Below are 25,431 nucleotides of genomic sequence, written 5' to 3' on the forward strand. Positions count from 1 at the left end.
CCTCACAAAACGCCCAAAAGACCCTAAAATTATTGCATTTATCCGCACTGCACAAAAAACAGACCATTTTCCACGACGCCTAATTTTTAATTGACCGACCAGTTAGTACGATGTTAACCGTATTGCTGGGTCTTTGGTCCAGCGAAGTCGTAATCCCACCGTAACAGGGCATTGGTTGTTCCGCGGGCCTTGAAAAGATTTCAGGCCAAAGGGCGCCGCATTCCGAAGGCTGAAAGCCGGGAAGTCGAGGGCGTCGTGGTCGTCCGGGCAAGTCTGCCCCCTACCTCAATTCGCAGGGAGCCTGATCATGCGTAACCTATTGAGTGTCGCCGCTGCCACTGCCGCCATGCTGGCTTTCGCAGCGTCGAGTTACGCTTCAGAGAATTGGCCGGAGCGCCAGGTGTCGATTGTCGTGCCCTTTGGCGCCGGTGGATCAACGGATTTGATCGCGCGTATTCTGGCGCAGCACATGCAAGGATCCTTCGGTCGGCCTTTTGTCGTCGAGAATCGCGGCGGCGGTGGGGGAAGCATCGGCACCAACTACGCAGCGAGGGCGGCGAATAACGGCTATACCCTGCTGGTGGGCACGGTCAGTTCCCATGTCATCAACCCGCTGATCAATCCGGATGCCGCGCATGACACGGAAAAGGATTTCCAGCCGGTTTCGATGATCGTCCGCCTGCCCAACCTGGCCATGGTGAATCCCAGTGTACCGGTGCAGAACATTTCCGAACTGATCGCTTATGCCCGTGAAAATCCGGGGCGGCTGAGCTATGGCTCGTCCGGCGCCGGGACGTCCTCCCATCTCTCGGCTGAAATGTTCCAGATGATGACCGAGACGCAGATGGCGCATGTGCCGTTCAAGAGCACCGGCGAAGTCGTGACCAGTCTTGCCGGCGGTCATATCGACCTCGCCTTCGACAACATGACCTCGGCTTGGCCGCAGGCCGAGGGCGGTGCGGTTCGGGCCCTGGCGGTGACGACGCCGATGCGAAGCGATGCGGCGCCCGAGGTGCCGACCGTTGCGGAAACGGTCGAAGGTTTCGAGGCGACGGCCTGGCAGGGCTTGTTCGTGCCCGCCGGAACGCCCCAACCCATCGTCGACAAGCTGGCGGCCGAAGTGCAGCGCATTCTTGAGCTGCCGGAAGTGGTTGCGCGCCTGAAGGAACTGGGGGCGATGCCCAGCGCCACGACCCCGGACGAGTTCGCCGAATACATCCAGGGCGAGCGCGGCAGGTGGGCCGAGGTCGTGAAGGCGGCCGGTCTCAGCGACTGAGGTCTCAGCCACTGGGACCCCGCCGGGAAATGACGCCGGAGGCGGGAAAGGGGACGACGCACCCTCCCCCCGCCTCTGGTCCGAAAAACTCTTTCACGAATACTTCGGAATACTTTGCTGCTTTGCGGTCTCTGAGCCGGGGGAAATCATGAAACTGCCGTCTTTTGAATATGCATGTCCGGCAACATTGGCCGAAGCCGTCAGGATTCTGGCGGATCATGAGGGAGAGGCCAAGGTGATTTCCGGTGGCCAGAGCCTCATGCCGGTGCTGGCTTTCCGTCTGGCGGCGCCCTCGGTCCTGGTGGACCTGCGGAACGTGCCCGGCCTTGACCGGATCACCATCACCGAGAATGGCGTGCATCTGGGCGCGCGGGTCCGTTGGTGCGACATCGAAAGCCATGACGGGTTGCGCAAGGCGCATCCGCTGCTGGTCCAAGGGATTTCGCATGTCGCGCATTATCAGATCCGCAACCGGGGGACCGTCGGGGGAAGCCTGGCCCATGCGGACCCGGCGGCGGAAATGCCGGGCCTGGCCGTGGCCTGCGATGCTGAGATCTCGGTCCAGGGCGTTGCCGGTTCGCGCCTCATAAAGGCGGCGGACTTCTTCGATGGCGCCCTGTCGACGGTTCTTGAATTCGACGAGATCATCACCGGAATTCGTTTCCCCGCATGGCCCTCCGGGCGCCGCTGGGCCTTCGAGGAATTCGCCCGCCGGCGCGGCGATTTCGCCATGGCCGGTGTCGCCCTTCATTTCGACCTCGATGCGGCGGGGCGCGCCTGTAACGCGCATGTCGGCGTCATCGGCGTGTGTTCCCATCCCTGCCGCCTTACCGCGGTGGAAGAGGTGATCAACGGGAATGTCGTCGAGGAAGACCTCGTGGCGGCAGCGGCGAAGGCCGCCTCCGAAGCGGTGGCGGCGGATGTCACCGGCGACATGCATGCCAGCGCGGAATACCGCCAGGCGCTGATCGGCGTCCTCGTCGAGCGCGCTCTTGCGCATGCGCAAGTCTAAGCCCCTCAAACCGGCCGAGAGCAAAGATGCAAGTCTCTATGGAAATCAATGGTAAGGCGGTCAGCATCGACGTCGAGCCGCGGATGACGCTGGCCGATTGCCTGCGCCATCACCTCGGACTGACGGGAACCCATGTCGGCTGCGAGCATGGCGTTTGTGGGGCCTGCACGGTCATGGTCGACGGCGCCGCCATGCGTTCCTGCCTGATGCTGGCCGTCCAGGCCGACAAGGCGAAGGTCGTGACGGTGGAGGGGCTGTCCTGCGACGAGGCGCTGTCGCCGCTGCAGGCTGCTTTCCGGAAGCATCATGCCCTTCAATGCGGCTTCTGCACGCCGGGCATGCTGACCACGGCCCATGCGCTCTTGAGCAAGGAGCCACAGGCGGACGAGACCCGCGTCCGCGAGGTTCTCTCCGGCAATCTCTGCCGCTGCACCGGCTATACCGCCCTGGTCGAGGCGGTGCTGGAAGCGCGTGACGCCTATCAGGGGGGGCAGGAAGCATGACGCCGATGCATGTGCTGAATTCCTATGTCGGCAGCCCCGTCGAGCGGATCGAGGATTTGCGCCTGCTCAGGGGAAAAGGGCAATTCGTCGACGACTTGACGCGCGAAGGCCTGCTCCATGCGGCGATCCTGCGCAGCAATGTCGCCCATGGCCGGATCCTCTCGATCGAGACCCGGGACGCCCTGGACTTGCCCGGTGTTCACGCCGTTCTCACCGCCCCGGATTTCGGTCCCTCCGTTCCCGTGATCCCGTTGCGGCTGATGCCGATGCCGTCGTTGGAGCCTTTTGCCCAGCCGGTCATCGCCAGTGACAAGGTCCGTTATGTCGGCGAGCCGGTGGCGGTGGTTCTTGCCGAAAGCGCGGCGATCGCGGAGGACGCGCTTGAGCTGATCTATGCGGAGATCGAGCCCCTTCCGGCCATCGTCGACGGCACGAAAGCCGGGGATGGCCAGGTCCTGCTGGTCGAGTCGAGCGGCACGAACGAGGCCGCCCAGTATTCGGCGCTTCTCGGCGATGTCGAGAGGGCATTCCAAGAAGCCGAATATGTCCGGCGAGAGAAATTCCGCGTGCATCGGCACACGGCCCTGCCCATGGAACCGCGCGGTATTCTGGCCGAATGGGACCAGGAGAGCGAACGCCTGGTGGTCTGGGGCGCAGCCAAGGTTCCCTTCGCCAACCGCCGCATCCTCGCGCAGCAGATGGGGCTTGCCGAAGAAGACATCGACATGATCGAGAACGATGTCGGTGGCGGCTTCGGCGTTCGCGGCGAATTCTATCCCGAGGATTTCCTAGTGCCCTTCGCCGCCCGCCTGACCGGACGGCCGGTCAAATGGATCGAGGACCGCCGCGAGCATCTGATCGCGACCAATCACGCCCGGGAAGTGGATTGCGAAGTCGAGATCGCTTGCAGGAAGGATGGCACCATCCTGGGCCTGCGGGGCAGCGCCTTCGTGGACATGGGGGCCTATCTCCGCACCAATGGCGTGATCGGTCCGCGTAACGTGGCCCAGTTCCTCGTCGGACCGTATCTGATCCCGAATGTCGCCGTCACCGCTTCCCTGATGATGACGAACAAGACGCCGGTCGGGACCTATCGCGGGCCGGGCCGTTACGAAGCGGATTTCTTCCGCGAGCGTCTGTTCGACATGGTCGCCCGGGATCTCGGCATCGACAGGGTGGAATTCCGGCGCCGCAATCTCGTTCCCGAAGACATGATCCCCTATGCCTTGCCGACGGTGACGCCGGTGGAAGGCCGGACGCAGTTCGACAGCGGCGATTACCAGGCCACCTTGGCGCGATGCCTGGAAGAGATCGGCTGGGACGAGAAGGCCGCGCTGCAAGGCCGGCTGATCGACGGCCGTTATCACGGCCTCGGTATCGGATGTTTCGTCGAGGGCGGCGGCACGGGACCGCGCGAGACGGCGCGGCTGGTGGTGGAAGCCGACGGCACCCTGTCGGTCTTCGTGGGCACCTCGGCGGTCGGGCAGGGGCTGGAGACCGCCTGCGCCCAGATCGCCGCGGATGCCCTGGAAGTCCCGATGGAGCGGGTACGGATCTATCACGGCTCGACCACCTATGTGCGCGAAGGCTTCGGCTCGTTCCATTCCCGTGCCGTGGTCATGGGGGGCTCGGCGATCCAGCTCGCGGCGGAGGCCCTCAAGGAGAAGGTGCGGGAAGCCGGTGCGCGGCATCTGGGATGTTCTCCCGACGAGGCGCGGATCGTCGATTGGACGGCCGTGACGGCCGGCGGCAAGTCGGTGGAGTTGGCGGAACTGGCGGCCGAGGATCTGACGGCGGAACATACCTTCGCCAATACTAAGCACACCTATTCTTATGGCGCCCATGCCGCCCATGTCGCGGTCGATCCCAAGACCGGCGCGGTGGAGGTCCTGGATTATCTCGCGGTCGAGGATGTCGGCCGGGCCATCAATCCCCTGACCCTGCACGGGCAGACGATCGGAGCCATCGTGCAGGGGCTGGGCGGCACCCTCCTAGAGCATTTGATCTATGACGAGAACGGTCAGCTCCTGACCGGATCGCTGGCGGATTACATGATGCCGACGGCCAGCGACTATCCGAACATACGGGTGGTGACGCTGCAGCTTCGGCCCTCGCCGGTCAATCCGCTTGGGGCGAAAGGGGCGGGCGAAGGGGGGATCATTCCGGTCGGCGGGGTGATCGCGAATGCTGTCGCCGCCGCGCTGGCGCCCTTTGACGTGCAACCCCGGGAATTGCCGCTCTCTCCGCCGCGTGTCTGGGCCATGCTCAAGACGGCGCGCGAGGGGGCCATCGTCTGACGGGCCCCCTCGGCGGCTCGACAAACATGCAGAGACCGGAAAAGGCCGGGGCAGGGGATAAGGCATCCGTCCTGCCGCCTTTGGCCAGTGGAGGAAGAGGAATGAGCGGAATTGTCCAGCCGTCCGGCAGCGCGGACAGGGAATTGACGATCATGGTCTTCAAGGGGGTCCAGAACCTCCCGATCCTGGCGGCGCAGCATCTGGGATTCTTCGCCAAGCGCGGTTTGAAGATCGATGTCAGGATCGCCCCCAATTCCATGGAATTGCGCGACGGCCTGGGGGCGGGGCGGTATCAGATCGTCCATACGGCCGTGGACAACGCGCTGGCCATGGTGGACCATGCCGGCCACGACGTCGCCGTGGCGATGGGGGGCGATGATGCCTTCAACGCCCTCTATGTCCAGCCCGACATCGAAAGCTACGACGACCTGCGCGGCAAGACCATTATCGTCGATGCCTTGGATACCGCCTATGCCTTGATGGTCTATGCCATGCTTGCCCGCAATGGTGTGCAGCGCGGCGAGTATCGGGTGGAGTCCATCGGGGCAACCTATCTGCGCTACGAGGCCCTGCTGCGGCGCAAGGATTACAAGGCGGGCATGCTGAGCGCGCCCTATTCCACGATGGGCGAGCGCGCGGGTCTGAAGCGGATGGACGTCGCCGTGGATGTGATCGGTCCCTATCAAGGAACGGCGGGCTTCGTCCTGAAGCCCTGGGCCGAAGCGAACAAGGCCGTCCTTGTCGATTACATCCGCTCCTATGTCGAAGGCGTGCGCTGGGTCCTGTCCGGGGAGAATGCGAAGGAGGCGATCCGGATGCTTGCGCAGGCGAATGAGGTGTCCGAGGACATCGCCGCCGCTGCCTACGACATCGCCACCGCCGCCGGAAGCGGCATCGCCGAGGACGCCCGTCTCGACCGCGAGGCCTTCCGCAACGTCCTCAAGCTGCGCGCCGAATTCGCGGGGCATGGGAAACCGGCCTCGCCCGAGAAATATCTCGATCTCTCTTATTACGACGAGGCGCTCGCGGGGCTGTAGGCGAGCCGTCCCGAAGACGCGACATCCCCCCGAGCCGAGGCAAGAGTGTAGCGGAATGGCCAATCCCTCCAAGCGTTTAGCGTTCAACCTGCCGGATCTGCTCGGTGGTCTCGCGATCATCGCCATCGGCCTTTATGTGATCTGGGAGGCGAGCGGCTATTCCATCGGGTCGCTGAGACGGATGGGGGCGGGTTTCTTTCCCCTCGTTCTCGGCGTCCTGGCCTGCGCCCTCGGCCTTGCCATCCTCCTGTTCGAAGGCCGACGCCCCAGGGCGTCCTCTGCCGGATTGCCGTTGAAGGGCCTCGTGGCGGTTTCCGCCGGCGTGCTGGGCTTCGCCCTGACTGTCGACCGCCTAGGCGTGGTGCCCGCGACCTTCCTTCTGGTCCTGCTGTCGTCCCTGGCCGAGACGACGTTCCGGCCGGTCTCGGCGCTTTTGACGGCGGCGGTTCTTTCCGCAATCGCGGTTCTCGTCTTCCTCATGGGGTTGGGTATGCCCTTGCAAGCTTTCTGGTGGAGATAGGCCATGGGCATTCTCGACAACCTCGCGCTCGGCTTCAGTGTCGCCCTCAGTACCAAGGCCCTTCTTTTCTGCTTTATCGGCGTGACCCTGGGCACCTTCGTCGGCGTTCTTCCCGGCGTCGGCTCGATGGCGGCCATTTCCATGCTGTTGCCGCTGACATTCTATCTCGAGCCCATGGTGGCGCTGGTCATGCTGGCGGGGATCTATTACGGCTCGCAATATGGCGGGTCGACGGCCGCGATCTTGCTGAACCTGCCGGGAAGCGCGACCTCGGCCATCACCTGCATAGACGGCTATCCGATGGCGCAGAAGGGCCGCGCCGGCGTCGCCCTGTGCATCACCACCATCGCTTCCTTCTTCGGGGGCAGCGTCGCCATCGTCCTGCTTTCGGCCTTCGCGCCGGGCTTGTCGAGAATGGCCCTCAGCTTCGGCCCGGCGGAATATTTCTCGATGATGATGCTGGGGCTGGTGGCGGCATCGAGCCTGTCGCTCGGTTCGCCCCTGAAAAGCATCGCCATGGTCGTCTTCGGCCTTCTTCTCGGGATTATCGGCACCGATATCGAGACGGGACAATACCGCTTCGTCTTCAACACCCCTTATCTTTACGACGGGCTGAGCATCGTCGCCCTGGCGATGGGATTGTTTGGCGTCGCAGAGATCATCGCGAATCTGGCGCAGCAGGGACGGGGGGCTCCCTCGGTGAGGAAGATCTCCTGGCGGTCGCTGTTGCCCAGCCGCGAAGATCTGCGCGCGTCCCGCATGCCGATGCTGCGCGGAACGGCCGTCGGCTCGGGATTGGGCATCCTGCCGGGAACCGGCTCGGCGATTTCCACGGTCATCGCCTATGCCGTCGAAAGGAAGGTCGCCAAGGACCCGTCCCGTTTCGGGAAAGGTGCCATCGAGGGCGTGGTGGCCCCGGAATCGGCCAATAACGCGGCCGCCCAGGCCGCCTTCATTCCCACCTTGACCCTGGGCATTCCCGGCGACGTGGTGATGGCGCTGATGCTGGGGGCCTTCATGATCCATGGGATCACGCCGGGGCCCCAGCTCATCGTCAACCATCCCGATGTCTTCTGGGGCCTCGTCGCCAGCTTCTGGATCGGCAATCTGCTGCTGGTGATCCTGAACCTTCCCTTGGTCGGGATCTGGGTCAAGGTGCTGAGCATCCCTTACCATATCCTCTATCCCTCGGTTCTGTTCTTCATCTGTATCGGCGTCTACAGCATTAACAACAATCCCTTCGACATCATGGTCGTGCTGGTCTTCGGGATCGTCGGCTATTTGATGAGGGTGGGGAACTTCCCCATGGCGCCGCTGCTGCTCGGCTTCATCCTCGGACCCTTGCTGGAAGAGAATCTGCGACGGACGCTGATCCTGTCGCGGGGGGACCTGATGATCCTGCTCGAACGGCCCGTCAGTGCCGGGATGTTGGCCGCCGCGTCGCTGCTGCTCCTGTTCACCCTCCTGTCGATGATCCGGAAAGAAAGGCGGGGCAAGGGACTGCCTGCCTGAAACCGGTCCTCCCGCATCCAGAACATCAGCCGCTGCCGGTTGACGGTTTCGATGCCGCGAACCGACCCGCGAGTGGCATACCTAGCAATGAAGGAAGAAGCGATGACTGCGTTTACGGAATACCATCCCTGGATTGGGGCTACGACGTGCCCTGTCGCTGGAGCCGCGATCATGAAGATCGTCTCGCCGATCGACGAGCAGGTCGTCGCGACCTTTCCCGATAGCGACGCCTCGGTGGTCAATGCCGCCGTGCGCAACGCCCAGGAGGCCTTCCAGGCGCATCGCAAGTCCAGCCTTGCCGAGCGGGCGCAGTGGCTGACGGCGGCGGCGGCCGAAATCGAACGTGACCAGGATAGGCTGGTCGAGATTCTGATCCGTCATATCGGCAAGCCGCGCCGGGCAGCGGGTTTCGAAATCGGACGTTCGGCCCAGTTCCTGCGGCTGACGGCGGCGGAGATGCTGTCCGAACGCGGTGAGGTCCTGCCGCTCGATGCCGTCGCGACGGGAAAGGAACGCTTCGGCTTCACGCGCCGCATTCCCTATGGCGTCGTGGCCGCGATCACGCCCTTCAATGCACCGCTCAACCTGCTCGTTCAGAAAGTGGCTCCGGCGCTGGCCATGGGCAATGCGGTGGTCGTGAAGCCGCATCCGCAAGGCTTGGCCATGGCTTTGGCCGCCGCCGAGCTTTTCTCGAAAGCCGGTTTGCCGGCGGGTCTGTTCAATGTCGTGCCGGGGGATCGCATCCCCGCCCGTGCCCTTGTCGAGCATCCGCTGGTCCTGGCGGTCAATTTCACGGGCGGGACGGAAGCCGGTGACGCGCTGGCCCGGGCGGCGGGCGTGAAGCGCTTCCTGGCCGAGCTGGGGTCCAATGCCGCCAATGTGGTGCTCGCGGATGCGGACATCGCCGATGCGGCGAAGCGCATCGCCAGCGCCTCTTTCGAGGCCAGCGGACAGCAATGCATTTCAGCCCAACGCATCATCGTCGAGGCGCCGGTCTATGACGATTTCCTAGCGCACTTCATCAAGACGGCGCAGGCGCTGAAGGTCGGCGATCCCTTCGACGCCACGGTGGATGTCGGCCCCATGGTCAGCCGGCATGCCGCCGACCGCGTCTTGTCGATGATCGAGGATGCCGTGGAGCGCGGTGCCCGCCTCGTCCTCGAACCCCGCCGTGTCGGCTGTGTCGTCAGCCCGGCGGTCGTCGCCGATGCACCCCGTGACGCGCGGCTGTTCCGCGAAGAGGCCTTCGGACCGGTGGTCGTGGTGCAGAAGGTGGCGGATATCGACGAGGCGCTCGCCCTGGCCAATGCTTCCCAATTCGGCCTTCAGGGCGCCGTCTTCACCCGCAGTCTCACCAGTGCCTTCCGCTTTTCCGATGAATTCGACGTGGGCTCCCTCTGGGTCAACGAAGCCAGCCGCTTCAGGCTGGACATGTATCCCTTCGGCGGGGTCAAGCAGAGCGGCATCGGCCGCGAAGGGATACGCTACGCCCTCGAGGAGATGTCCCAGCTTAAATTCACCGGGATCCGCCTGGGGTGACGAGAAGGGCGTCTCTGTCCCGTATCAGTCTGGAGAGTGATCTTGGAGACTTTTGCCCCCGTCTGGCTGGCGGGTTTCGCGGCGTCCTTGCTGGCGACCGGCGTCCTTGCTGGCTTGCTGGCGGGACTTTTGGGCGTCGGCGGCGGTATCGTTGTGGTGCCGGTCCTGTTCCATCTGTTCACGCTGATCAATATCGACCCGGCGGTGAAGATGCATCTGGCGGTAGGCACCTCGCTGGCGGCCATCATTCCCACCTCGATCATTTCCGCCCGCTCGCATTACAAGCGGGGCGGCATCGACCCCGACCTGCTGAAAAGCTGGGGGCCCGCAGTGATGCTGGGCGTGTTGCTGGGTGCCGTGCTGGGCGGATTGGCCGATGGCCGGGTGCTGACCGCCATCTTCGGCGTGATCGGCCTGATGGTGGCGCTTCACATGGTCCTGCGCCGGGAGGGAGCGGCGCTGGCGCCCAGCCTGCCGGCGCGGCCGCTGCAATGGCTGATCGCCACCATCATCGGCGGCTTCTCCACCGTCATGGGGATCGGCGGGGGGACGCTCAGCGTGCCCATCCTCAGCGCCTTCAGCTATCCTATCCGCCGCGCCGTGGGCACCGCCGCGGCCATCGGCATGGTCATCGCCATTCCCGGCGCCATCGGCTTCATCATCAGCGGCTGGGGCCGCGAGAGCCTGCCGCCCCTGTCACTGGGATTCGTCAACCTTGTCGGTTTTGCGCTGATCGTTCCGGCCAGCATGCTGACCGCCCCGCTGGGGGCGAAGTTGGCGCATACCATCAATCCCAACTTTTTGCGCAAGGCCTTCGCCTTCTTCCTGTTCCTGACGGGATTGCGCATGCTCTCCAGCCTTTTCTGAGGCAAAGCCCGTCCCCTCCTTCGCGGGAAGGGGCGGGCTTTTTTGGCTCAGGGAATGATGATCGTGGCCCCCATCGTCTTGCGGGCCTCGGCCGCGCGGTGGGCTTCGGCGATGTCGGAGAGGGGGAAGCGGGCGCCGATCTCGACCTTGACCATCGAGGCGGTGATGGCGTTGAACAGGTCGGCGGCATTTGCCCGGAAGGTGGCGGCGTCGGCGTTATGGGGGAAGACCGAGGGCCGGGTCAGGAACAGGCAGCCTTTCTTGTTGAGCAATTCGGGCTCGATGGCCGGGGCGGGGCCGGAGGCGGCACCGAAAATGACCACCAGCCCGAAGGGCGCGGCGCAGTCCAGCGATTTCAGGAAGGTGTCGCGTCCGACCGAATCGTAGACCACGCGCGCCTTGCGGCCGCCCGTTGCTTCGATCACCTGTTCGGCCCAGTTGGGCTGCGAATAATCGATGGCGACGTCGCATCCGGCGGCGCGGGCGGCCTCGCATTTCGCGGCCGAGCTGGCCGTGCCGATCACCGTCGCCCCCAAGGCCTTGGCCCAACGGGAAAGAATGGAACCGACGCCGCCCGAGGCGGCATGCACCAGGATGGTGTCACCCGGCTGCACGGCATAGGTCCGTTTCAGCAGATATTGCGCCGTCATGCCCTTGAACAGCAGGGCGGCGGCCATTTCGTCGGAGAGGTCCGGCGGCAGGGCGACCAGCCGATCCGCCGCGACCACGCGCCGGTCGGCATAGGCGCCGAGGCCGGCATTCATATAGGCGACGTGGTCGCCGACGGCGAAATCGGTGACGCCGTCGCCGATCGCTTCCACGACGCCCGCCGCCTCATGGCCCAGGCCGGTGGGCAGGGGAAGGGGATAGACGCCCTTGCGCTGGTAGACATCGATGAAGTTGAACCCGATGGCGGTCTGGCGCATCAGCACCTCGCCCGGTCCCGGTGGGGGCAGCGTCACGGTCTCGATCGACATGGCGTCCGGGCCGCCGAATCCGTGAACCCGCACCACGCGTGCTTCGGTCATTCTATCCTCCCAATTTGCTTGTTCTTGTCAGATGGTTTGTACGAGCAGGAAGAGGCCCATGCCGACGAGCGCCGCCAGCAGGGTCCAGCCGCGCCATACCGCTAGGCCGATGGTCGCGCCCAGCGCCAGGGTCACGGCGGTCAGGGCGCGCAGATCGGCGGCGCCCGCCTTGAGGGCGGCAAGGCTGACGATCCCGCCCAATACCGCATAGCCCGCCAGATCGAGCATGCGGCGGGTCCGCGCGCTCAAGGGCGAGCCGCCCATCAGCAGGATCGGTCCCAGGCGGAGCGCCATGGTGATCGCCCCGCAGCCGAGCGCCACGGCCCAGAGATGCCATTCCTCGAGGCCGTGGGGATGCATCAGGCAGCCTCTTTCCTGTTGCGCCGTATTTCCCAAAGCGCCAGGCCGATCCCGACGGCTACTCCACCGATCAGGATCGACAGGTTGCCGAGGACCAGGCCCAGGACTGGGATCGCCACGCCGCCCAGGATGGCGGCGGCCAGGACCGGGCGGTCGGCGCGCTGGCGCAGGATCAGCGTGGCGAAGTATAAGGGCACCAGAAGCGTCAGGGCGCGGCCGAGTTCCGGGGGCAGGATGCTGCCCAGGGCATGGCCGGCCACGGCACCGACGACCGCCGAGGCCGCGCAGAAGGCGCCGACGAGGCCTGTATAGAGGGCGGGGCGGGCGATGCGCCCCTCACCCAGCCGGGTCAGCACCACTGCGAAGGAACTGGCCGAGAGCAGGCCCAGAGTGGCCGACTGGCGGAGCCTGTCCCCAGGCTTGCAGCCCGAGGGGGGAAGACGTGCCGCGACGGCGGCGATCATGACCATGAAGCGCAGATTGACGATGGCCGCCGCCAGGATGGCCGAGGCCCAGGCCCCGCCGGACAGCACCTCGACGGCGGCGACCTGGGCCGGGGCCGCGACGGTGAACAGCGTCATGATGGCGGTTTGCGGAGCACTCAGCCCCGCCTGAGCGCTCAGATGGCCGACGCCGGTGAACATCAGCAGGAAGGTCAGCACCACCACGGCGGAATCCCGCCCGGCCTGCCAGGCGGTGGATGACAGCGCGGCGCCCGTATCGGCGGGGTCTTCCTGCGCCAGTTGCGTCACGCCGAGGCTCGTTCGTCCAGATAGGTGCGCGGCAGGATGGCGATCAGATCGTTGAGGGCCTGGCCCTGCACGGTGACATGATCGCGCATGATATTGGCCGCCAGATCCTCGTCGCCCGCCTTGATGGCCGCGACGATCGCGTCATGCTCGCTGTTCGACGAGGCCATACGGCCCTTGCGGTAGAGCTGGAGCCGCCGGTAGGGCGAAAGCCGGTTGCGCACCTGCTTGGTGTTGCGCACGAGATAGCTGTTGCGGCCGCCGGCATAGATGGCTTCGTGGAAGGCCACGTTGGTCAGGTAATAGCCGTCATGATCCCCGGCATCGAGATGACGCTTGCAGGCGAGGTGCAGGCGTTCCAGTTCGGCGACTTCCTCGGGCTGCATGCGGCGGGCCGCGAGGCGCGCGCACAGGCTTTCAAGCTCCGCCATGACCTCGAACATCTCGAGGAGGTCGGCCACGGTGACGGCGGCAACGACGGCACCCTTGCGGGGGATGGAAGAGACGAGGCCCGAATTCATCAACTGAAGCAGCGCCTCGCGGACCGGTGTACGGGAGGTGCCGAAGCGTTCGCTCAACTGCCGTTCGTCCAGCCGGTCGCCCGGCTTCAGGGCACCGGTCACGATATCGTGCTCCAGTTGACGGACTACCTGCGCGGCGCGATTCGGCCGATCTTCACTCATTCCGTTCATCATCCGGCATATTGAATGGCCTTTTATGTATACCAGACATAGGCTGTTGCGGCAATGCCGATCGGGTGTAAAGTCCGGCTTTTTGCGCCTGCGATGGCCGGAAATGGCGGTCTTCCGGCAGTTGGACATGAATTACGGTTCTTTTTTGTGCAATGCGACAAGGAAGTTTGGTGGAGTTTGGTATTTTAAGAACGCATCCTGGTATTCAAAAATGCTGGACGTGCGGGTGCGGTGATGAGTACGCTTAAGATGTTTATCGCTGAAACCGGGCAGCAAACAGATCCGGCGGCGCATAACAAACAGGAGGATAACGTCTCATGTCCCAGTCCGCGTACAAGACTGCGCTGGCGCGTGTCGCCACGCTTGCCGTCGCCGTAACCGCGACGATGGCCGTCGCTTCCCCGGCCATGGCCGAGCGTCTTCGGGTTTCCCATCAATGGTCGACCAATGACGTTCGCCACAAGATCGTCGAGATCGTAGCCGAAGAAGTGAAGAATGCCGATGTCGGCCTCGAACTGCAGATTTTCCCCAACGCCTCGCTGTTCAAGCCGAACGATCAGTGGACGCCCCTGACCCGGGGGCAGCTTGAAATGGCCGTTCTGCCCCTGGCCTACGCGGCCGGGCGCCATCCCGAGTTCAATCTGACGCTGATGCCCGCCCTGGTGAAGAACCACGAGCATGCCGCGCGGCTGAACAATTCCGAGTTCATGGAAGAGATCGAAAAGATCATGAACGACGGCGGCGTCGTGACGCTGGTGCGGGGCTGGCTGGCCGGCGGATTCGCCGCCAAGAACAAGTGCATTGTCAAGCCCGAGGACGTGCAGGGCATGCAGACCCGTGCTGCCGGCCGTGCCTTCGAGGAAATGCTGGCGGCGGCCGGTGCCTCCATCTCCTCCATGCCCAGTTCGGAAATCTACAGCGGCATGCAGACCGGCGTGCTGGACGCCGTCAACACCTCGTCCTCGAGCTTCGTTTCCTACCGGCTCTATGAACAGGTCAAGTGCTATACGCCGCCGGGCGATTATGCATTGTGGTTCATGTACCAGCCGCTGGTCATGTCCAAGCGCAGCTGGGACAGCCTGAACGACGAACAGCGTGAAGCCCTGCGTGCCGGTGCCGCCAAGGCCGAGGCTTATTACGCCGAAGAGGCCGCCCGCGAGGACAACGAGGCCATCGACGTCTATCGCAATGCCGGCGTCGAGATCGCCATGATGGATGCGCAGGCCTACGAGGCCTGGCGGGAGCTCGCGGCTGCCAGCTCGTACAAGGCCTTCGTCGCGTCCACGCCGAACGGCCAGAAGCTGCTCGACCTCGCTTTGTCGGTGGACTAGGCGAAACACCGCTTGAAACCGGGGCGGCCTCCCTGTGATGGCCGCCCCATCCTTTCCCCTCCTGCCGGGACGAGATCCCCAGGCATTCCAGGAGGAGTCAGATGTCATTGTCCATGAAGACGACTGCGGCAAAGGCTGAAGCCCCGGCCCGAGACGAGGCAAGGGACGGCGGATTCGTTTGGCTGTTCATTCGGGCCGTCAACGGCCTGTCGCTGATTTGCGGCATTCTGGCCGCCATCGGGATCGCCGTCGCCGTCGCCCTGGTCTGCCAGCTGGTATTCGTACGCTATGTCCTGAATGCTTCTACGGTGTGGCAGACCGAGGTGGTGATCTACCTGATGATCGGTGCCACGCTGTTGGGCGCCCCTTACGTGCAACGCGCGCGCGGCCATGTGAATGTGGATCTGCTGCCGATCTACCTGCGGGGAAGAGCCCGCTTCGTCCTTTACTATCTGTGCCTGCTTCTCGCGATGGTGGTCTGCCTGATCGTGGCCTATTACGGCTTCGAGATGGCGCTCGAGGCCTATGTCTATAACTGGCGCTCGCCGTCCGTCTGGGGAGCTGCGCTCTGGCCTTCTTACTCCGCCATTCCGATCGGTTTCTTTGTCTGGTTCCTGCAACTCCTGGCCGACTTCCTGGCCGTGGCTACAGGTCGCGACAAGCCTTTCGGGATCGACGATGAAGAGGATGCCACTGACCGCGCCCTGCGCAAGGAGCACTAATCATGGATCCCCTGATGCTGGGTGCCCTGGTGGGCATCATTACGACCCTGATTCTGTTCTGCGGCATGTCCATCGGCATCGGGCTGTTGCTGGTGTCGATCGGCTTCCTCGCTCTCTTTGACGGCTTGTCGAGCCTGTCGCTGGTGCCGGAACTGTTCTTCGGCAAGCTCGACAGCTTCGCCATGCTCTCCATCCCCATGTTCATCCTGATGGGGGCGGCCGTGGCTTCGTCGCGTGCCGGTGGCGATCTCTATTCCGCCCTGGACCGCTGGATGACCCGGGTACCCGGTGGGTTGGTCATTTCCAATCTCGGGGCCTGCGCCTTGTTCTCCGCTTTGTCCGGCTCCTCTCCGGCGACCTGTGCGGCCATCGGCAAGATGGGCATCCCCGCCATGCGCGAGCGTGGTTTCCCGGATAGCGTGGCAGCCGGTTCCATCGCCGCCGGTGGTACATTGGGCATCTTGATCCCGCCCAGCGTCACCATGATCGTCTACGGCATCGCGACGGAGACTTCGATCGGCCGCCTGTTCCTGGCGGGCTTGGTGCCGGGGTTGATGCTGACCGGCCTGTTCATGGCCTGGTCGCTGTTCTCGACCTGGCGGCAGGGGCGCGCGACCGCCGCCTTGATCCCGGTCAGCTATACGTGGCGCCAGCGTTTCGAGGTTCTGCCTCGGGTCCTGCCTTTCCTGCTGATCGTCGCTGCGGTTCTTTATGCCCTCTACGGTGGTATCGCGACTCCGTCCGAGACGGCGGCGGTGGGCGCCTTGGCCTGTCTGCTGACGGCAGTGGTCATCTATCGCATGTGGCAGCCGAGCAAGCTGTGGGGCATCCTGCGTGACAGCACCCGCGAATCGGTGATGATCCTGATCATCGTGGGTGGCGCCGGCGTGTTCAGCTACATGCTGTCCAGTCTCTACATCACTCAGGCCATTGCCAACTCGATCATCGCCATGGAGCTGAACCCCTGGCTGTTGATGCTGTTCATCAACCTTTTCCTGCTGGTCTGTGGGTTCTTCCTGCCCCCCGTGGCGGTCATCGTCATGGCGGCACCGATTCTGCTGCCGGTCATCACCAGCGCGGGCTTCGATCCCTATTGGTTCGCCGTCATCCTGACCATCAATATGGAGATCGGCCTGATCTCCCCGCCCGTCGGTCTCAATCTCTATGTCATCAACGGTATTGCGCCGGAGATTAGGTTGCAGACGATCCTCCTCGGCTCGCTGCCCTATGTCGGCTGCATGGTCGTAGCGATCATTCTGCTGTGCCTGTTCCCGGGCATCGCCACATGGCTGCCCAACATGGTGATGGGGGCTGCCACATGAACCGGCTTTTCTTCCTCGACCTGCTGTCCACCATTGCCGATCGCGGCCGTGAAATCCTGGATATCTCCACGACGGGAGGTTCGGGCGGGACGAAGACAATCGAGCAATTATGCCGCGATCTGCTGTCGGGAAGGGGGGAGGCCACCGGCACCGCCCTTGCCCGCGAGGTGGCCCAGGCCTGGGCGGCCCTGCCGCCCGAACGTCACCTCGATTTCTTCACTACCCTGGTGCAGGCCTACAGTCCCGATCCCGAAGCGGTGACCAAGGCGGCGCAGGCCTATACTTCCGCGCCGGACCATCAAGCCCTGGCGCGCTTGGGCCAGGTGGTGGAACCGCCGCGGCAGGAACTCATCCGGCGGATCAACATGGCCCCCGGCGGGACCGCCACCGTGGTTTCCATGCGGGCGGCGCTGGGCCGGCTGCTGCGGGACCATCCTGAACTGAAGGTGGTGGATGCCGATTTCCAGCACCTTCTTTCTTCCTGGTTCAATCGCGGCTTCCTGGTGCTGCGGAGCGTCAACTGGAACACGCCCGCCTCGATCCTGGAAAAGCTGATCGCGTATGAGGCGGTGCACGAGATCCAGGGTTGGGAAGACCTGCGCCGCCGCCTGGCGCCGGACCGCCGGTGCTTCGCCTTCTTCCATCCCGCCATGTCGGACGAGCCGCTGATCTTCGTCGAGGTCGCCCTGGTGCATAAGCTGAGCGACAATGTCGGCGACATCCTGTCCGATGCCGTGGACGAGGCGGCGGCGCGTTCGGCCTCGACAGCCATCTTCTATTCCATCAGCAATTGCCAGGAGGGCCTGCGCGGCATCTCCTTCGGCAATTTCCTGATCAAGCAGGTGGTCGAGGAATTGTCGCGCGAGATGCCGTCTTTGCGGACCTTCGCCACGCTGTCGCCCATCCCCGGCTTCATGGGATGGCTGAAGGAACAGGCGGAAGGAAAGGAGCCTCTGTTCCCGTCGGAGGAGGCGCGCCTGCTTCTGGAGGCGACGTCGCAACGCGGGTGGCACGCCGATGCGGACAAGGCGGAAGCCTTGCGCATGCCTCTGCTGAGAGCCGCCGCGCGCTATCTCGCCAAGGCCCGGCGCGGCGACATGCCGCGCGATCCGGTGGCGCGCTTCCACCTGGGCAACGGTGCCCGGCTGGAACAGCTCAACTGGATGGCCAACACCTCGCCCAAGGGTCTGAAGGAATCGGCGGGCATGATGGTCAATTACGCCTATCGTCTGCCGGAGATCGAACGCAATCACGAAGCGCTTCTGACCGAAGGACGCATCATTACATCCCGCTCTGTACGCACCCTGGCTGCCGCTTGAGTATGTGAGGAAGGAAACATGAACCAGAACCTCTACGCCATCTTCCTTCAGCGCTTTCCCTCGGACGGTAGCGCGCCCTTCATGGAGCTTCCGGACGGCAGCCTCGTCAGTTTCGACCAGCTGCGGCACGAAACCGGCCGCATGGCGGCATTGCTTGCCGCCAAGGGCGTAACCAAGGGCGACCGCGTCGCGGTGCAGGTCGAGAAATCGGCCCAGACCGTCTATCTGTATCTGGCCTGCCTGCAGGTGGGCGCCATTCATCTACCGCTGAACACCGCTTATACGGACAGCGAGCTGGAATATTTCCTGGGGGATGCGGAGCCGCGTGTCGTCGTCTGCCGTCCCGCCAGCGAGGCGGCGGTCAAGGGCATCGCCGCCCGCACCGGTGTCGATCATGTCTTCACCTTGGGCGGCAATGGTGACGGCTCGTTGGTGGACCAGGCGGCGTCTTGCGCTCCCCTTTCCACCGTCGCCGAATGCGAGACCGACGATATCGCCGCCATCCTCTATACCTCCGGCACCACGGGGCGGTCGAAGGGCGCGATGCTGTCGCATGGCAATCTGCTCTCCAATACCCAGGCCCTGCATGAAAGCTGGGGCGTCCGTCCCGACGACGTCCTGCTGCATGCCTTGCCGCTGTTCCACACCCACGGCCTGTTCGTCGCCCTGAACCTGATGCTCTATAACGGGGGGCGCGTCCTTCTGTTGCCGAAATTCGATGCCGACGAAGTGATCCGCCTGTTGCCGAAGGCGACGGTGATGATGGGTGTGCCGACCTTCTATACCCGCCTGCTAGCCCACGGAGACTTCACCGGCGCGCTGACCCGTCACATGCGCCTGTTCATTTCCGGCTCGGCGCCGCTGCTGGCCGATACCCACCACCAGTTCCGCGAGCGTACCGGCCATGCCATCCTGGAACGCTACGGCATGACCGAGACCTGCATGAACACGTCCAACCCCCTGAACGGCGAACGCCGTGCCGGGACTGTGGGACTGCCCTTGCCGGGCGTCGAGGTGCGGGTGTGCGACAAGGACGGAACTTCCGTGCCGCCGGGTCAGATCGGCGTGCTGGAGGTTCGGGGCCCCAATGTGTTCAAGGGCTATTGGCGCATGCCGGAAAAGACCGCCGCCGAATTCCGGCCCGACGGCTTCTTCATCACCGGCGACCTCGCGACCATCGGCGAGGACGGCTATGTCACCATTGTCGGCCGCGACAAGGACATGATCATCACCGGCGGCTACAACGTCTATCCCAAGGAGATCGAGCTGGCTCTCGACGGTCTGGAAGGGGTGAACGAAAGTGCCGTCATCGGCCTGCCCCATCCCGATTTCGGCGAAGCCGTGGTGGCCGTCATCAGCACGGGCGGCGGCCGTCCCTGCGAGCCCTCCTTCTATATCGGCGCGCTGCGCTCGCAACTCGCCGCCTACAAGGTTCCCAAGCAGATCTTCTTCATCGAGGACTTGCCTCGCAACACCATGGGGAAGGTGCAGAAGAACGTCCTGAGGGAGCGCTATCGGAACGCCTTCGCTTCCTAAAAGCGTAGTCATTCTTGGAAAGCAGCGAGGCCGGTTCCGATTTCTCGGAACCGGCCTCTGCCGTTCTGGCTGGAGCAGCCTGCGTCAAAAGTGAAGCAGGCTGCGACTAGCGGCCATTGAGGCCGCGGCCAAGCGCGCGGAGGCGCGCGCTTAGGCAGAGGGCAAATATGAATTCAAAGCTTGAAGGGGATGTAGAGGACCAGGTCCGGGAAGGCCCAGAGGGCGATCACGGACAGCAGCATCAGGACGATGAACGGGCTGACCCCTCGGATCACCACCCCCAAGGGCGATTGCGCCACGGCCTGTATGACGAAGAGGTTCAGGCCCACGGGTGGCGTTATCAGCGCCACTTCGATCAGCACCACGAAGAAGATGCCGAACCAGATCGGGTCCACCCCCAGGGCGATGACGCTGGGCAGCAGCACCGGCACCATGATCAGCAGCATCGACAGGCTTTCCAGGAAAAGCCCGATGAACAGCAGGATCGCGGCGACGATCAGCAGGAACATGCCTGCCGTGGCGGCATGGGTATCGAAAAGCTGCGACACCTGGGCGGGCACCTGATACAGGGTCACGGCCTTGCCGAAGATCTTCGCGCCGATGACCACCAGGAACAGCACCACGGTGGTGGAAACCGTCTGGCGTACCGCTTCCATGAACAATTGAAGGTTCATGGTGCGCAGGACGAAGGCGGTCAGGATGAAGGCGACCACCGCACCGACGGCGGCGGCCTCGGTGGGCGTGAAGATGCCGTTATAGATGCCGCCGACCATGATCGCCGCCAGGACCAGCGTGGGAATGGCACGGACCGAGCTCTTCCGGCGCTGTTCCCAATTCGCCTTGGGCAGGGGAATCTGCGTGTCCTTGTTGAGGATGGCGTAGACCACGGCATAGATGCTGAACAGCACGATCAGCAACAGCCCCGGCCCGATGCCGGCCAGGAACAGCTTGCCGATGCTTTCCTCGGTGATGACGCCGTAGACGATCAGTGGGATCGAGGGCGGGATGAGGATGCCCAGCGTCCCCCCGGCGGCGAGTAGGCCCAGGGTGAAAGACTTGCTGTAGCCGCGCTTGGTCATTTCCGGGATGGCGACGGCGCCGACCGTCGCGGCGGTGGCCACCGAACTGCCCGAGATGGCCGAGAACATGCCGCAGGACAGGAGCGCGGCGACGCCCAGCCCGCCCGGCCAATGGCCGACCCAGCTTTGCACGGCGTCGAACAGGTCGCGCCCCACGCCGCCCTTGAGCAGGATGTTGGACATCAGCAGGAAAAGCGGCACCGACAGCAGGACGAAATTGTCGATGGCGCCGAACAGGTTCTGCGCCACCATGACCAGGGGAAGGTCCTTGGCCACCAGCATCAGCGTGCCGAGCCCGGCCAGGGAGAAAGCCACCGGCAGGCCGCTGAACATCAGGGCCAGCAGGGCGACGATAACGATGACCAATGTCATTTGCCGGGCTCCTCTTCGACGGCATGCTCGCCGCCGGGACTGAAATCCGGCGCCGGCTGGAACGGCAGGCGGATCAGTTCGGCCAGGGCCTGCAAGGCGAGCAGGGCGAAGCCGAGAAGCACCGGGATTTCCGCGATCCAGTTGGGAAGTTCGAGCATGGTGGGCTGGCGGCGGCCGAGGCGCAGGGAATCGGCGATCACGCCCCAGGCGAAATAGACGGCCATCAGGCTGAAGGCCAGGATACTGAGCAGGGCGAAGGCCTCGACGATGCGGCGGCCCGTCGGCCCCAGCAGGGCGGCGACGGCGGTGATGCGAATCATCTCCCGCCGGCGTAACACATAGGCCATGCCCAGATAGGTGAACCAGATCTGCGCCGTGATCGACAGGTCCTGGGCCCACATGGTGGGCGCCAGGAAGACGTAGCGGGCCACGACCTCGTAGAAGAGGGCGCAGGTGATGGCGATGACCAAGCCGTAGCCCAGCCACATGCAGGCGGTGGAAATTGCGTCGACGGCAGCCAGGACGGGGCCGACGACCATGGGGCGCTGTCGGCCCAGCGTCACGTCCTTCATGGGCGTGTCGTCCCGCCTAGTAGTAAGCGCGCATCATTTCGACGAGCCTGCGGCCCGTCTCGCCGGCGGACTGGATATAGGCCTCGACCGCCGGTTCCGCCGCCTTCTGCCAAGCCACGACCTGTTCGGGCGTCAGGCGGATCACCTTCATGTTGGTGTTTTCCTCGATGTATTTTTCGGCTTCGAGGTTTTCCGCTTCGGTCTCGCTCCGCAGCTTCTGCTCGGCGGCGCGCGCCGCGGTGGTCAGCCATTCCCGTTCCTGGTCTGACAGGGAGTCCCACAACCGGTCGCCGATGACGATCAGGAACTCGGTCTGGGCATGGTTGGTGATGGTGACGGAATCCATCACCTCGTGGATCTTGCGCGACTTGATCGCGGTGGTGCCGGTCATGCCGACATCGACGGTGCCGCGCTGATAGGCCATGAATTGTTCATCCCCGCCGACCTTGACCGGGATGCCGCCCACGGCATTGATGAAATCGCCCGACGGCTTGCCGAGGACGCGGACCTTCTTGCCCTTCATGTCCTCGGGCATGACCACGGGATTCCTGCCCTTGGTGAGCAGCTGCACCGGGCCGTAATCCTGCCACCACAGCACGCGGGCGCCGGTGGTGCGGATCAGCTCGTCCAGTTCCTGGCGCACCGGGCTTTCCGGGTCGGCGGCCTTGGCCAGAACCTCGTAGCTGGGGAACATGAAGGCGACGCTGAACAGGCCGGTGGCGGGCAGGGTGCCGGCGAATTCGTCGATCAGCACCAGTCCCATGTCGATGGCGCCGGAACTGACGGCCTGGGGAATCTCGCTGCCCTTGTAGAGCTGGGCGGAATCATAGATCTCGATCTTGATCTCGCCGTTGGAGATCTGTTCGACCTGTTCCTTGAAGTAGACGACATTGGCACCGACCGGATGATTGGTCGCGACCTGCAGCGAGACGCGCAACGTCCGTTCGGCAAAAGCGGGGGTAGCGGCAACCGCCATGAGGCCAAGCGCCATGGTTGCCGAGGCAATCAGCTTCTTCATCGTTTCACTCCCTGTTCCGGCTTTTGCCGGTTATCGAATGACCGCGGGTCTTCGGCCCGGGTTCGAGAAATTGTATACAGGCAATGAAGGCAGCGTCAACCACGGAGGAGCAGCAGGAAACCTACCTAGCCGGTTGGATTAGCCTGGTTGCGCTTCATGACGGCGAAACCGGCCTGGAGATGGGCCAGCATGATGCTTTCCGCCCAGATCGGGTCGCGCGCGGCGAAGGCTTCCACCATCTCGCGGTGATGGGACATGCTGCGGCGGATTTCCTCGGGCTCGTAGCGGGTGAAGGTGCGCAGGACCAGGGGAATCGACACGACCTGCCGGGTCATCTGGGCCAGGCGGCCGTTGCGCGACCCCTGCAGGATCAGGGTATGGAAACGCTCGTTCAGCGGGGCCAGGGCTTCGCGGCGGCTGCGGTCCTCGCTGCCTCTTGCCACGATGGCTTCCATCTCCTCGCACAATGTACGCAATTCGCCGATTTCCTCCTCGCTCAGACGCTGGGCGGCGAGGCGGGCGGCATAGCCTTCCAGCAACGAGCGCAGGCCGAAAATCTCGTCGAGATCCTGCGCGTTCCATCCCCGGACGCGCGTGCCGGCATTGGGGATGGTCTCGACCAGCCCCTCGACCGCCAGGCGGCGTAGGGCATCGCGGACGGGCGTGCGGCTGACGCCCAGGCTTTCCGCCAGTTCCGTCTCCCGCAGATAGGTCCCGTCCGGCCATTCGTTGCGCAGAAGGCGCCCCTTGATGGCGTGATAGGCATGTTCGGCGGCATGCCCATGATTGTTGCTTTTGCTCATGACGGGGAAACTCCGGAGAACGGGGGGGGCTTGGCAGAGCATCGTGGCTATTGTATACAACTTAGACAATGGCAACAAGGCCAGCAAATCCGGCCGAGCATAACGAGGAACGTTCAATGACCCCTGAAGCCAAGAGACGGAAACTGCGCGAAAGGCTGGCCCAGCCGGGGCTGGTGGTGGCGCCCGGCGTCTTCGACATGATTTCCGCCAAGATCGCCGACCGTATGGGCTTCGAGGCCCTTTACATGACGGGCTACGGCACCGTGGCCTCGCATCTGGGCATCCCCGATGCCGGGCTGGCGACCTATAGCGACATGGTGGGCCGTGCCGCCGTCATCTGCCAGGGCACCGACACGCCTTTGATCGCCGATGCCGATACCGGTTACGGCGGCCTGCTCAATGTCGATCACACGGTACGCGGCTACGAGGCGGCCGGCGTGGCGGCGATCCAGTTGGAAGACCAGGAATTTCCCAAGAAATGCGGTCATACTCCGGGACGCCGGGTCATTCCCATGGCCGAGATGGTCAAGAAGATCAGGGTGGCCTCCGAGGCCCGGTCCAGCGCCGATTTCCTGATCGTGGCGCGCACCGATGCCCGCACCAGCCTGGGGCTGGACGAAGCCATCCGTCGTGCCGAGGCCTATGCCGAGGCCGGGGCGGACATCCTGTTCGTGGAATCGCCGGAAAGCGTCGAGGAGATGGAGAAGATCGGCCGCAGCCTGGACAAGCCGCTTCTCGCCAACATGGTCGAGGGCGGCCGCACCCCCGTCCTGCCGAAAGAGGAATTGGAGCGCATCGGCTATCGCCTCGCCATCTTCCCCGGAACCGGTTTCCTGGCCGCCGGCAAGGCGCTGGAGACGGTCTATGGTGCGCTGAAGGAACAGGGGTCTTCGGACCGGCTGCTCGATCAGCTCTATTCCTTCTCGGATTTCAACAAGCTGTTGGGCTTCGAGCGGGTCTGGGCCTTCGACAAGGCCCATGCCGATTGAGGATGGGGAGGGGGCGGTCGATGCGCCCCCTTATTTCCCTTCCGAGACGAGGGCGCGGGCGGCATCCAGGCAGTCCTGTTCCCGCTGCCTGACCCGGGGCAGGCCGACCAGATCGGTGAAGTCCTTGAAGCCGACCAACCGGTCGTGCAGATGGCGCGTCGTCCCTGCCTGACGCAAATCGGCGAACAGGGCGCGCAGGGTCTTCGTCACGGCGAGCACCGAGGAAACGGGCCAGATGGCGACGGCAAAGCCGATCTCTTCCAGTTCGGCGGCGGTCATTTCCGGGGTGAGGCCGAATTCGACCATGTTGGCCAGATGATGGCCCGGCGCCTCGTCCAGGATGCGCCGCATGTCGTTCCGGTCGCGGGGCGCCTCGACGAACAATAGGTCGGCCCCGGCTTCGCGGTAGAGGTTGATCCTCTCGATGGCCTGATCGATTCCTTCCACCGCCAGCGCGTCGGTACGGGCCATGAGGACCAGATCGGCATCCTGGCGCGAATCCACGGCCGCCTTGATCTTCGCCACCATCTCTTCCGCCGGGATCACCGCCTTGCCCGCGGTATGGCCGCAGCGTTTGGGGAAGACCTGATCCTCGATGAACAGCCCGCCGACCCCGGCCCGCTCCAGCAGGCGAATCGTGCGGGCGACATTGGTGACATTGCCGAAGCCGGTATCGGCATCGGCGAAGACCGGAATGTCGACCGCGTCGCAAAGCCGGGCGTAATGATCGGCCAGTTCGGACAGGGAAAGCTGCGACGTATCCGGTTCGCCCAGCAGCGACGCCGTGGCCGCGAAGCCGCCCATGACCACCGCGGGAAAACCGGCCTCGGCGGCGATCCGGGCGCTCAAGGCGTCATGCACGCCGGGCATCGCCAGGATCTCCGGCTGTTCGACCAATTGGCGGAAACGCGTGGTTCTACGCATGGCGGGACTCGTCCTGGCTGGAAATCGCTGGAGAGCGATGCTAGTCGCGCCG

General features: G+C 64.2%; 24 protein-coding genes. 15 read left to right on the forward strand and 9 right to left on the reverse strand.

The genetic code is table 11. The features are described from left to right. Nucleotides 1–442: 442 nt before the first annotated feature. The 9 genes from EPD66_RS01865 (at nucleotide 443) to EPD66_RS01905 (ending at nucleotide 10,563) form a co-directional block, all read left to right on the forward strand. Nucleotides 443–1,276, forward strand: a complete 834-nt coding sequence (locus tag EPD66_RS01865; protein ID WP_221930838.1) for a tripartite tricarboxylate transporter substrate binding protein — start codon at nucleotides 443–445, stop codon at nucleotides 1,274–1,276. 148 nt (nucleotides 1,277–1,424) lie between these two features. Next, nucleotides 1,425–2,288: a xanthine dehydrogenase family protein subunit M gene (locus EPD66_RS01870; protein ID WP_142846752.1), complete on the forward strand. Its 864-nt coding sequence runs from the start codon at nucleotides 1,425–1,427 to the stop codon at nucleotides 2,286–2,288. A gap of 38 nt (nucleotides 2,289–2,326) precedes the next feature. After that, nucleotides 2,327–2,791 carry a (2Fe-2S)-binding protein gene (locus EPD66_RS01875; RefSeq protein WP_221930839.1) on the forward strand — a complete coding sequence of 155 codons (465 nt, stop codon included), beginning with the start codon at nucleotides 2,327–2,329 and terminating at the stop codon, nucleotides 2,789–2,791. Beyond that, nucleotides 2,788–5,088: a xanthine dehydrogenase family protein molybdopterin-binding subunit gene (locus EPD66_RS01880; RefSeq protein WP_142846754.1), complete on the forward strand. Its 2,301-nt coding sequence runs from the start codon at nucleotides 2,788–2,790 to the stop codon at nucleotides 5,086–5,088. The genes EPD66_RS01875 and EPD66_RS01880 overlap by 4 nt, the downstream gene beginning before the upstream one ends. 101 nt (nucleotides 5,089–5,189) lie before the next feature. Beyond that, complete coding sequence (locus EPD66_RS01885; RefSeq protein WP_185961202.1) at nucleotides 5,190–6,125, forward strand: ABC transporter substrate-binding protein; 936 nt, start codon at nucleotides 5,190–5,192, stop codon at nucleotides 6,123–6,125. 55 nt (nucleotides 6,126–6,180) lie between these two features. Further along, entirely contained in the window at nucleotides 6,181–6,645 is a 465-nt protein-coding gene (locus EPD66_RS23925) for a tripartite tricarboxylate transporter TctB family protein (RefSeq protein ID WP_185961203.1), read from the forward strand. Between the two features lie 3 nt (nucleotides 6,646–6,648). Next, nucleotides 6,649–8,157 (forward strand): tripartite tricarboxylate transporter permease, encoded by a 1,509-nt coding sequence (locus EPD66_RS01895; RefSeq protein WP_142846757.1) that lies wholly within the window; start codon nucleotides 6,649–6,651, stop codon nucleotides 8,155–8,157. 171 nt (nucleotides 8,158–8,328) lie between these two features. After that, nucleotides 8,329–9,696: an aldehyde dehydrogenase gene (locus EPD66_RS01900; protein WP_185961204.1), complete on the forward strand. Its 1,368-nt coding sequence runs from the start codon at nucleotides 8,329–8,331 to the stop codon at nucleotides 9,694–9,696. A 42-nt stretch (nucleotides 9,697–9,738) separates the two neighbouring features. Beyond that, nucleotides 9,739–10,563 carry a sulfite exporter TauE/SafE family protein gene (locus EPD66_RS01905; RefSeq protein ID WP_221930840.1) on the forward strand — a complete coding sequence of 275 codons (825 nt, stop codon included), beginning with the start codon at nucleotides 9,739–9,741 and terminating at the stop codon, nucleotides 10,561–10,563. Between the two features lie 47 nt (nucleotides 10,564–10,610). Here EPD66_RS01905 and EPD66_RS01910 read toward each other — a convergent pair whose 3' ends face one another. The 4 genes from EPD66_RS01910 to EPD66_RS01925 are packed head-to-tail and all read right to left on the reverse strand — an operon-like array spanning nucleotide 10,611 to nucleotide 13,383. Further along, nucleotides 10,611–11,591: a quinone oxidoreductase gene (locus EPD66_RS01910; protein WP_142846759.1), complete on the reverse strand. Its 981-nt coding sequence runs from the start codon at nucleotides 11,589–11,591 to the stop codon at nucleotides 10,611–10,613. Between the two features lie 27 nt (nucleotides 11,592–11,618). Continuing rightward, a complete protein-coding gene (locus tag EPD66_RS01915) occupies nucleotides 11,619–11,951 on the reverse strand; it encodes an AzlD domain-containing protein (protein WP_142846760.1) in 333 nt (110 codons plus the stop codon). Beyond that, nucleotides 11,951–12,703 (reverse strand): AzlC family ABC transporter permease, encoded by a 753-nt coding sequence (locus EPD66_RS01920; protein WP_255448325.1) that lies wholly within the window; start codon nucleotides 12,701–12,703, stop codon nucleotides 11,951–11,953. The genes EPD66_RS01915 and EPD66_RS01920 overlap by 1 nt, the downstream gene beginning before the upstream one ends. Beyond that, the gene (locus tag EPD66_RS01925) at nucleotides 12,700–13,383 is read right to left on the reverse strand and encodes a GntR family transcriptional regulator (protein ID WP_142846761.1); all 684 of its coding nucleotides are present in this window, start codon (nucleotides 13,381–13,383) and stop codon (nucleotides 12,700–12,702) included. The genes EPD66_RS01920 and EPD66_RS01925 overlap by 4 nt, the downstream gene beginning before the upstream one ends. Before the next feature lie 326 nt (nucleotides 13,384–13,709). Between EPD66_RS01925 and dctP (EPD66_RS01930) the strand changes: the two genes are divergently transcribed. The 5 genes from dctP (EPD66_RS01930) (at nucleotide 13,710) to EPD66_RS01950 (ending at nucleotide 19,622) form a co-directional block, all read left to right on the forward strand. After that, the gene (gene dctP, locus EPD66_RS01930) at nucleotides 13,710–14,723 is read left to right on the forward strand and encodes a TRAP transporter substrate-binding protein DctP (protein ID WP_142846762.1); all 1,014 of its coding nucleotides are present in this window, start codon (nucleotides 13,710–13,712) and stop codon (nucleotides 14,721–14,723) included. Between the two features lie 101 nt (nucleotides 14,724–14,824). Beyond that, a complete protein-coding gene (locus tag EPD66_RS01935) occupies nucleotides 14,825–15,445 on the forward strand; it encodes a TRAP transporter small permease (RefSeq protein ID WP_185961205.1) in 621 nt (206 codons plus the stop codon). 2 nt (nucleotides 15,446–15,447) lie between these two features. Then, nucleotides 15,448–16,767: a TRAP transporter large permease gene (locus EPD66_RS01940; protein ID WP_142846763.1), complete on the forward strand. Its 1,320-nt coding sequence runs from the start codon at nucleotides 15,448–15,450 to the stop codon at nucleotides 16,765–16,767. Then, nucleotides 16,764–18,086 carry a malonyl-CoA decarboxylase gene (locus EPD66_RS01945; RefSeq protein ID WP_142846764.1) on the forward strand — a complete coding sequence of 441 codons (1,323 nt, stop codon included), beginning with the start codon at nucleotides 16,764–16,766 and terminating at the stop codon, nucleotides 18,084–18,086. Before EPD66_RS01940 ends, EPD66_RS01945 begins: the two co-directional genes overlap by 4 nt. Before the next feature lie 18 nt (nucleotides 18,087–18,104). Beyond that, a complete protein-coding gene (locus EPD66_RS01950) occupies nucleotides 18,105–19,622 on the forward strand; it encodes a malonyl-CoA synthase (RefSeq protein WP_142846765.1) in 1,518 nt (505 codons plus the stop codon). A gap of 173 nt (nucleotides 19,623–19,795) precedes the next feature. Here EPD66_RS01950 and EPD66_RS01955 read toward each other — a convergent pair whose 3' ends face one another. The 4 genes from EPD66_RS01955 to EPD66_RS01970 form a co-directional block, all read right to left on the reverse strand. Beyond that, nucleotides 19,796–21,073 (reverse strand): TRAP transporter large permease, encoded by a 1,278-nt coding sequence (locus EPD66_RS01955; protein ID WP_142846766.1) that lies wholly within the window; start codon nucleotides 21,071–21,073, stop codon nucleotides 19,796–19,798. Further along, entirely contained in the window at nucleotides 21,070–21,645 is a 576-nt protein-coding gene (locus EPD66_RS01960; protein WP_142846767.1) for a TRAP transporter small permease, read from the reverse strand. Before EPD66_RS01960 ends, EPD66_RS01955 begins: the two co-directional genes overlap by 4 nt. Nucleotides 21,646–21,661: 16 nt before the next feature. Further along, entirely contained in the window at nucleotides 21,662–22,663 is a 1,002-nt protein-coding gene (dctP, locus tag EPD66_RS01965) for a TRAP transporter substrate-binding protein DctP (RefSeq protein ID WP_142846768.1), read from the reverse strand. A 125-nt stretch (nucleotides 22,664–22,788) separates the two neighbouring features. Beyond that, complete coding sequence (locus EPD66_RS01970; RefSeq protein ID WP_142846769.1) at nucleotides 22,789–23,466, reverse strand: GntR family transcriptional regulator; 678 nt, start codon at nucleotides 23,464–23,466, stop codon at nucleotides 22,789–22,791. 116 nt (nucleotides 23,467–23,582) lie between these two features. Here EPD66_RS01970 and EPD66_RS01975 point away from each other — a divergent pair, with 116 nt between their 5' ends. After that, nucleotides 23,583–24,455, forward strand: a complete 873-nt coding sequence (locus EPD66_RS01975) for an oxaloacetate decarboxylase (RefSeq protein WP_142846770.1) — start codon at nucleotides 23,583–23,585, stop codon at nucleotides 24,453–24,455. A 30-nt stretch (nucleotides 24,456–24,485) separates the two neighbouring features. On the opposite strand, the gene EPD66_RS01980 is transcribed toward EPD66_RS01975, so the two are convergent. Further along, a complete protein-coding gene (locus EPD66_RS01980) occupies nucleotides 24,486–25,379 on the reverse strand; it encodes an oxaloacetate decarboxylase (RefSeq protein ID WP_142846771.1) in 894 nt (297 codons plus the stop codon). Between the last annotated feature and the right edge of the window lie 52 nt (nucleotides 25,380–25,431).

Origin of the sequence: Telmatospirillum sp. J64-1, from assembly GCF_006980715.1 — a bacterium.
GTDB lineage: Bacteria > Pseudomonadota > Alphaproteobacteria > Rhodospirillales > Magnetospirillaceae > Oleiliquidispirillum > Oleiliquidispirillum nitrogeniifigens.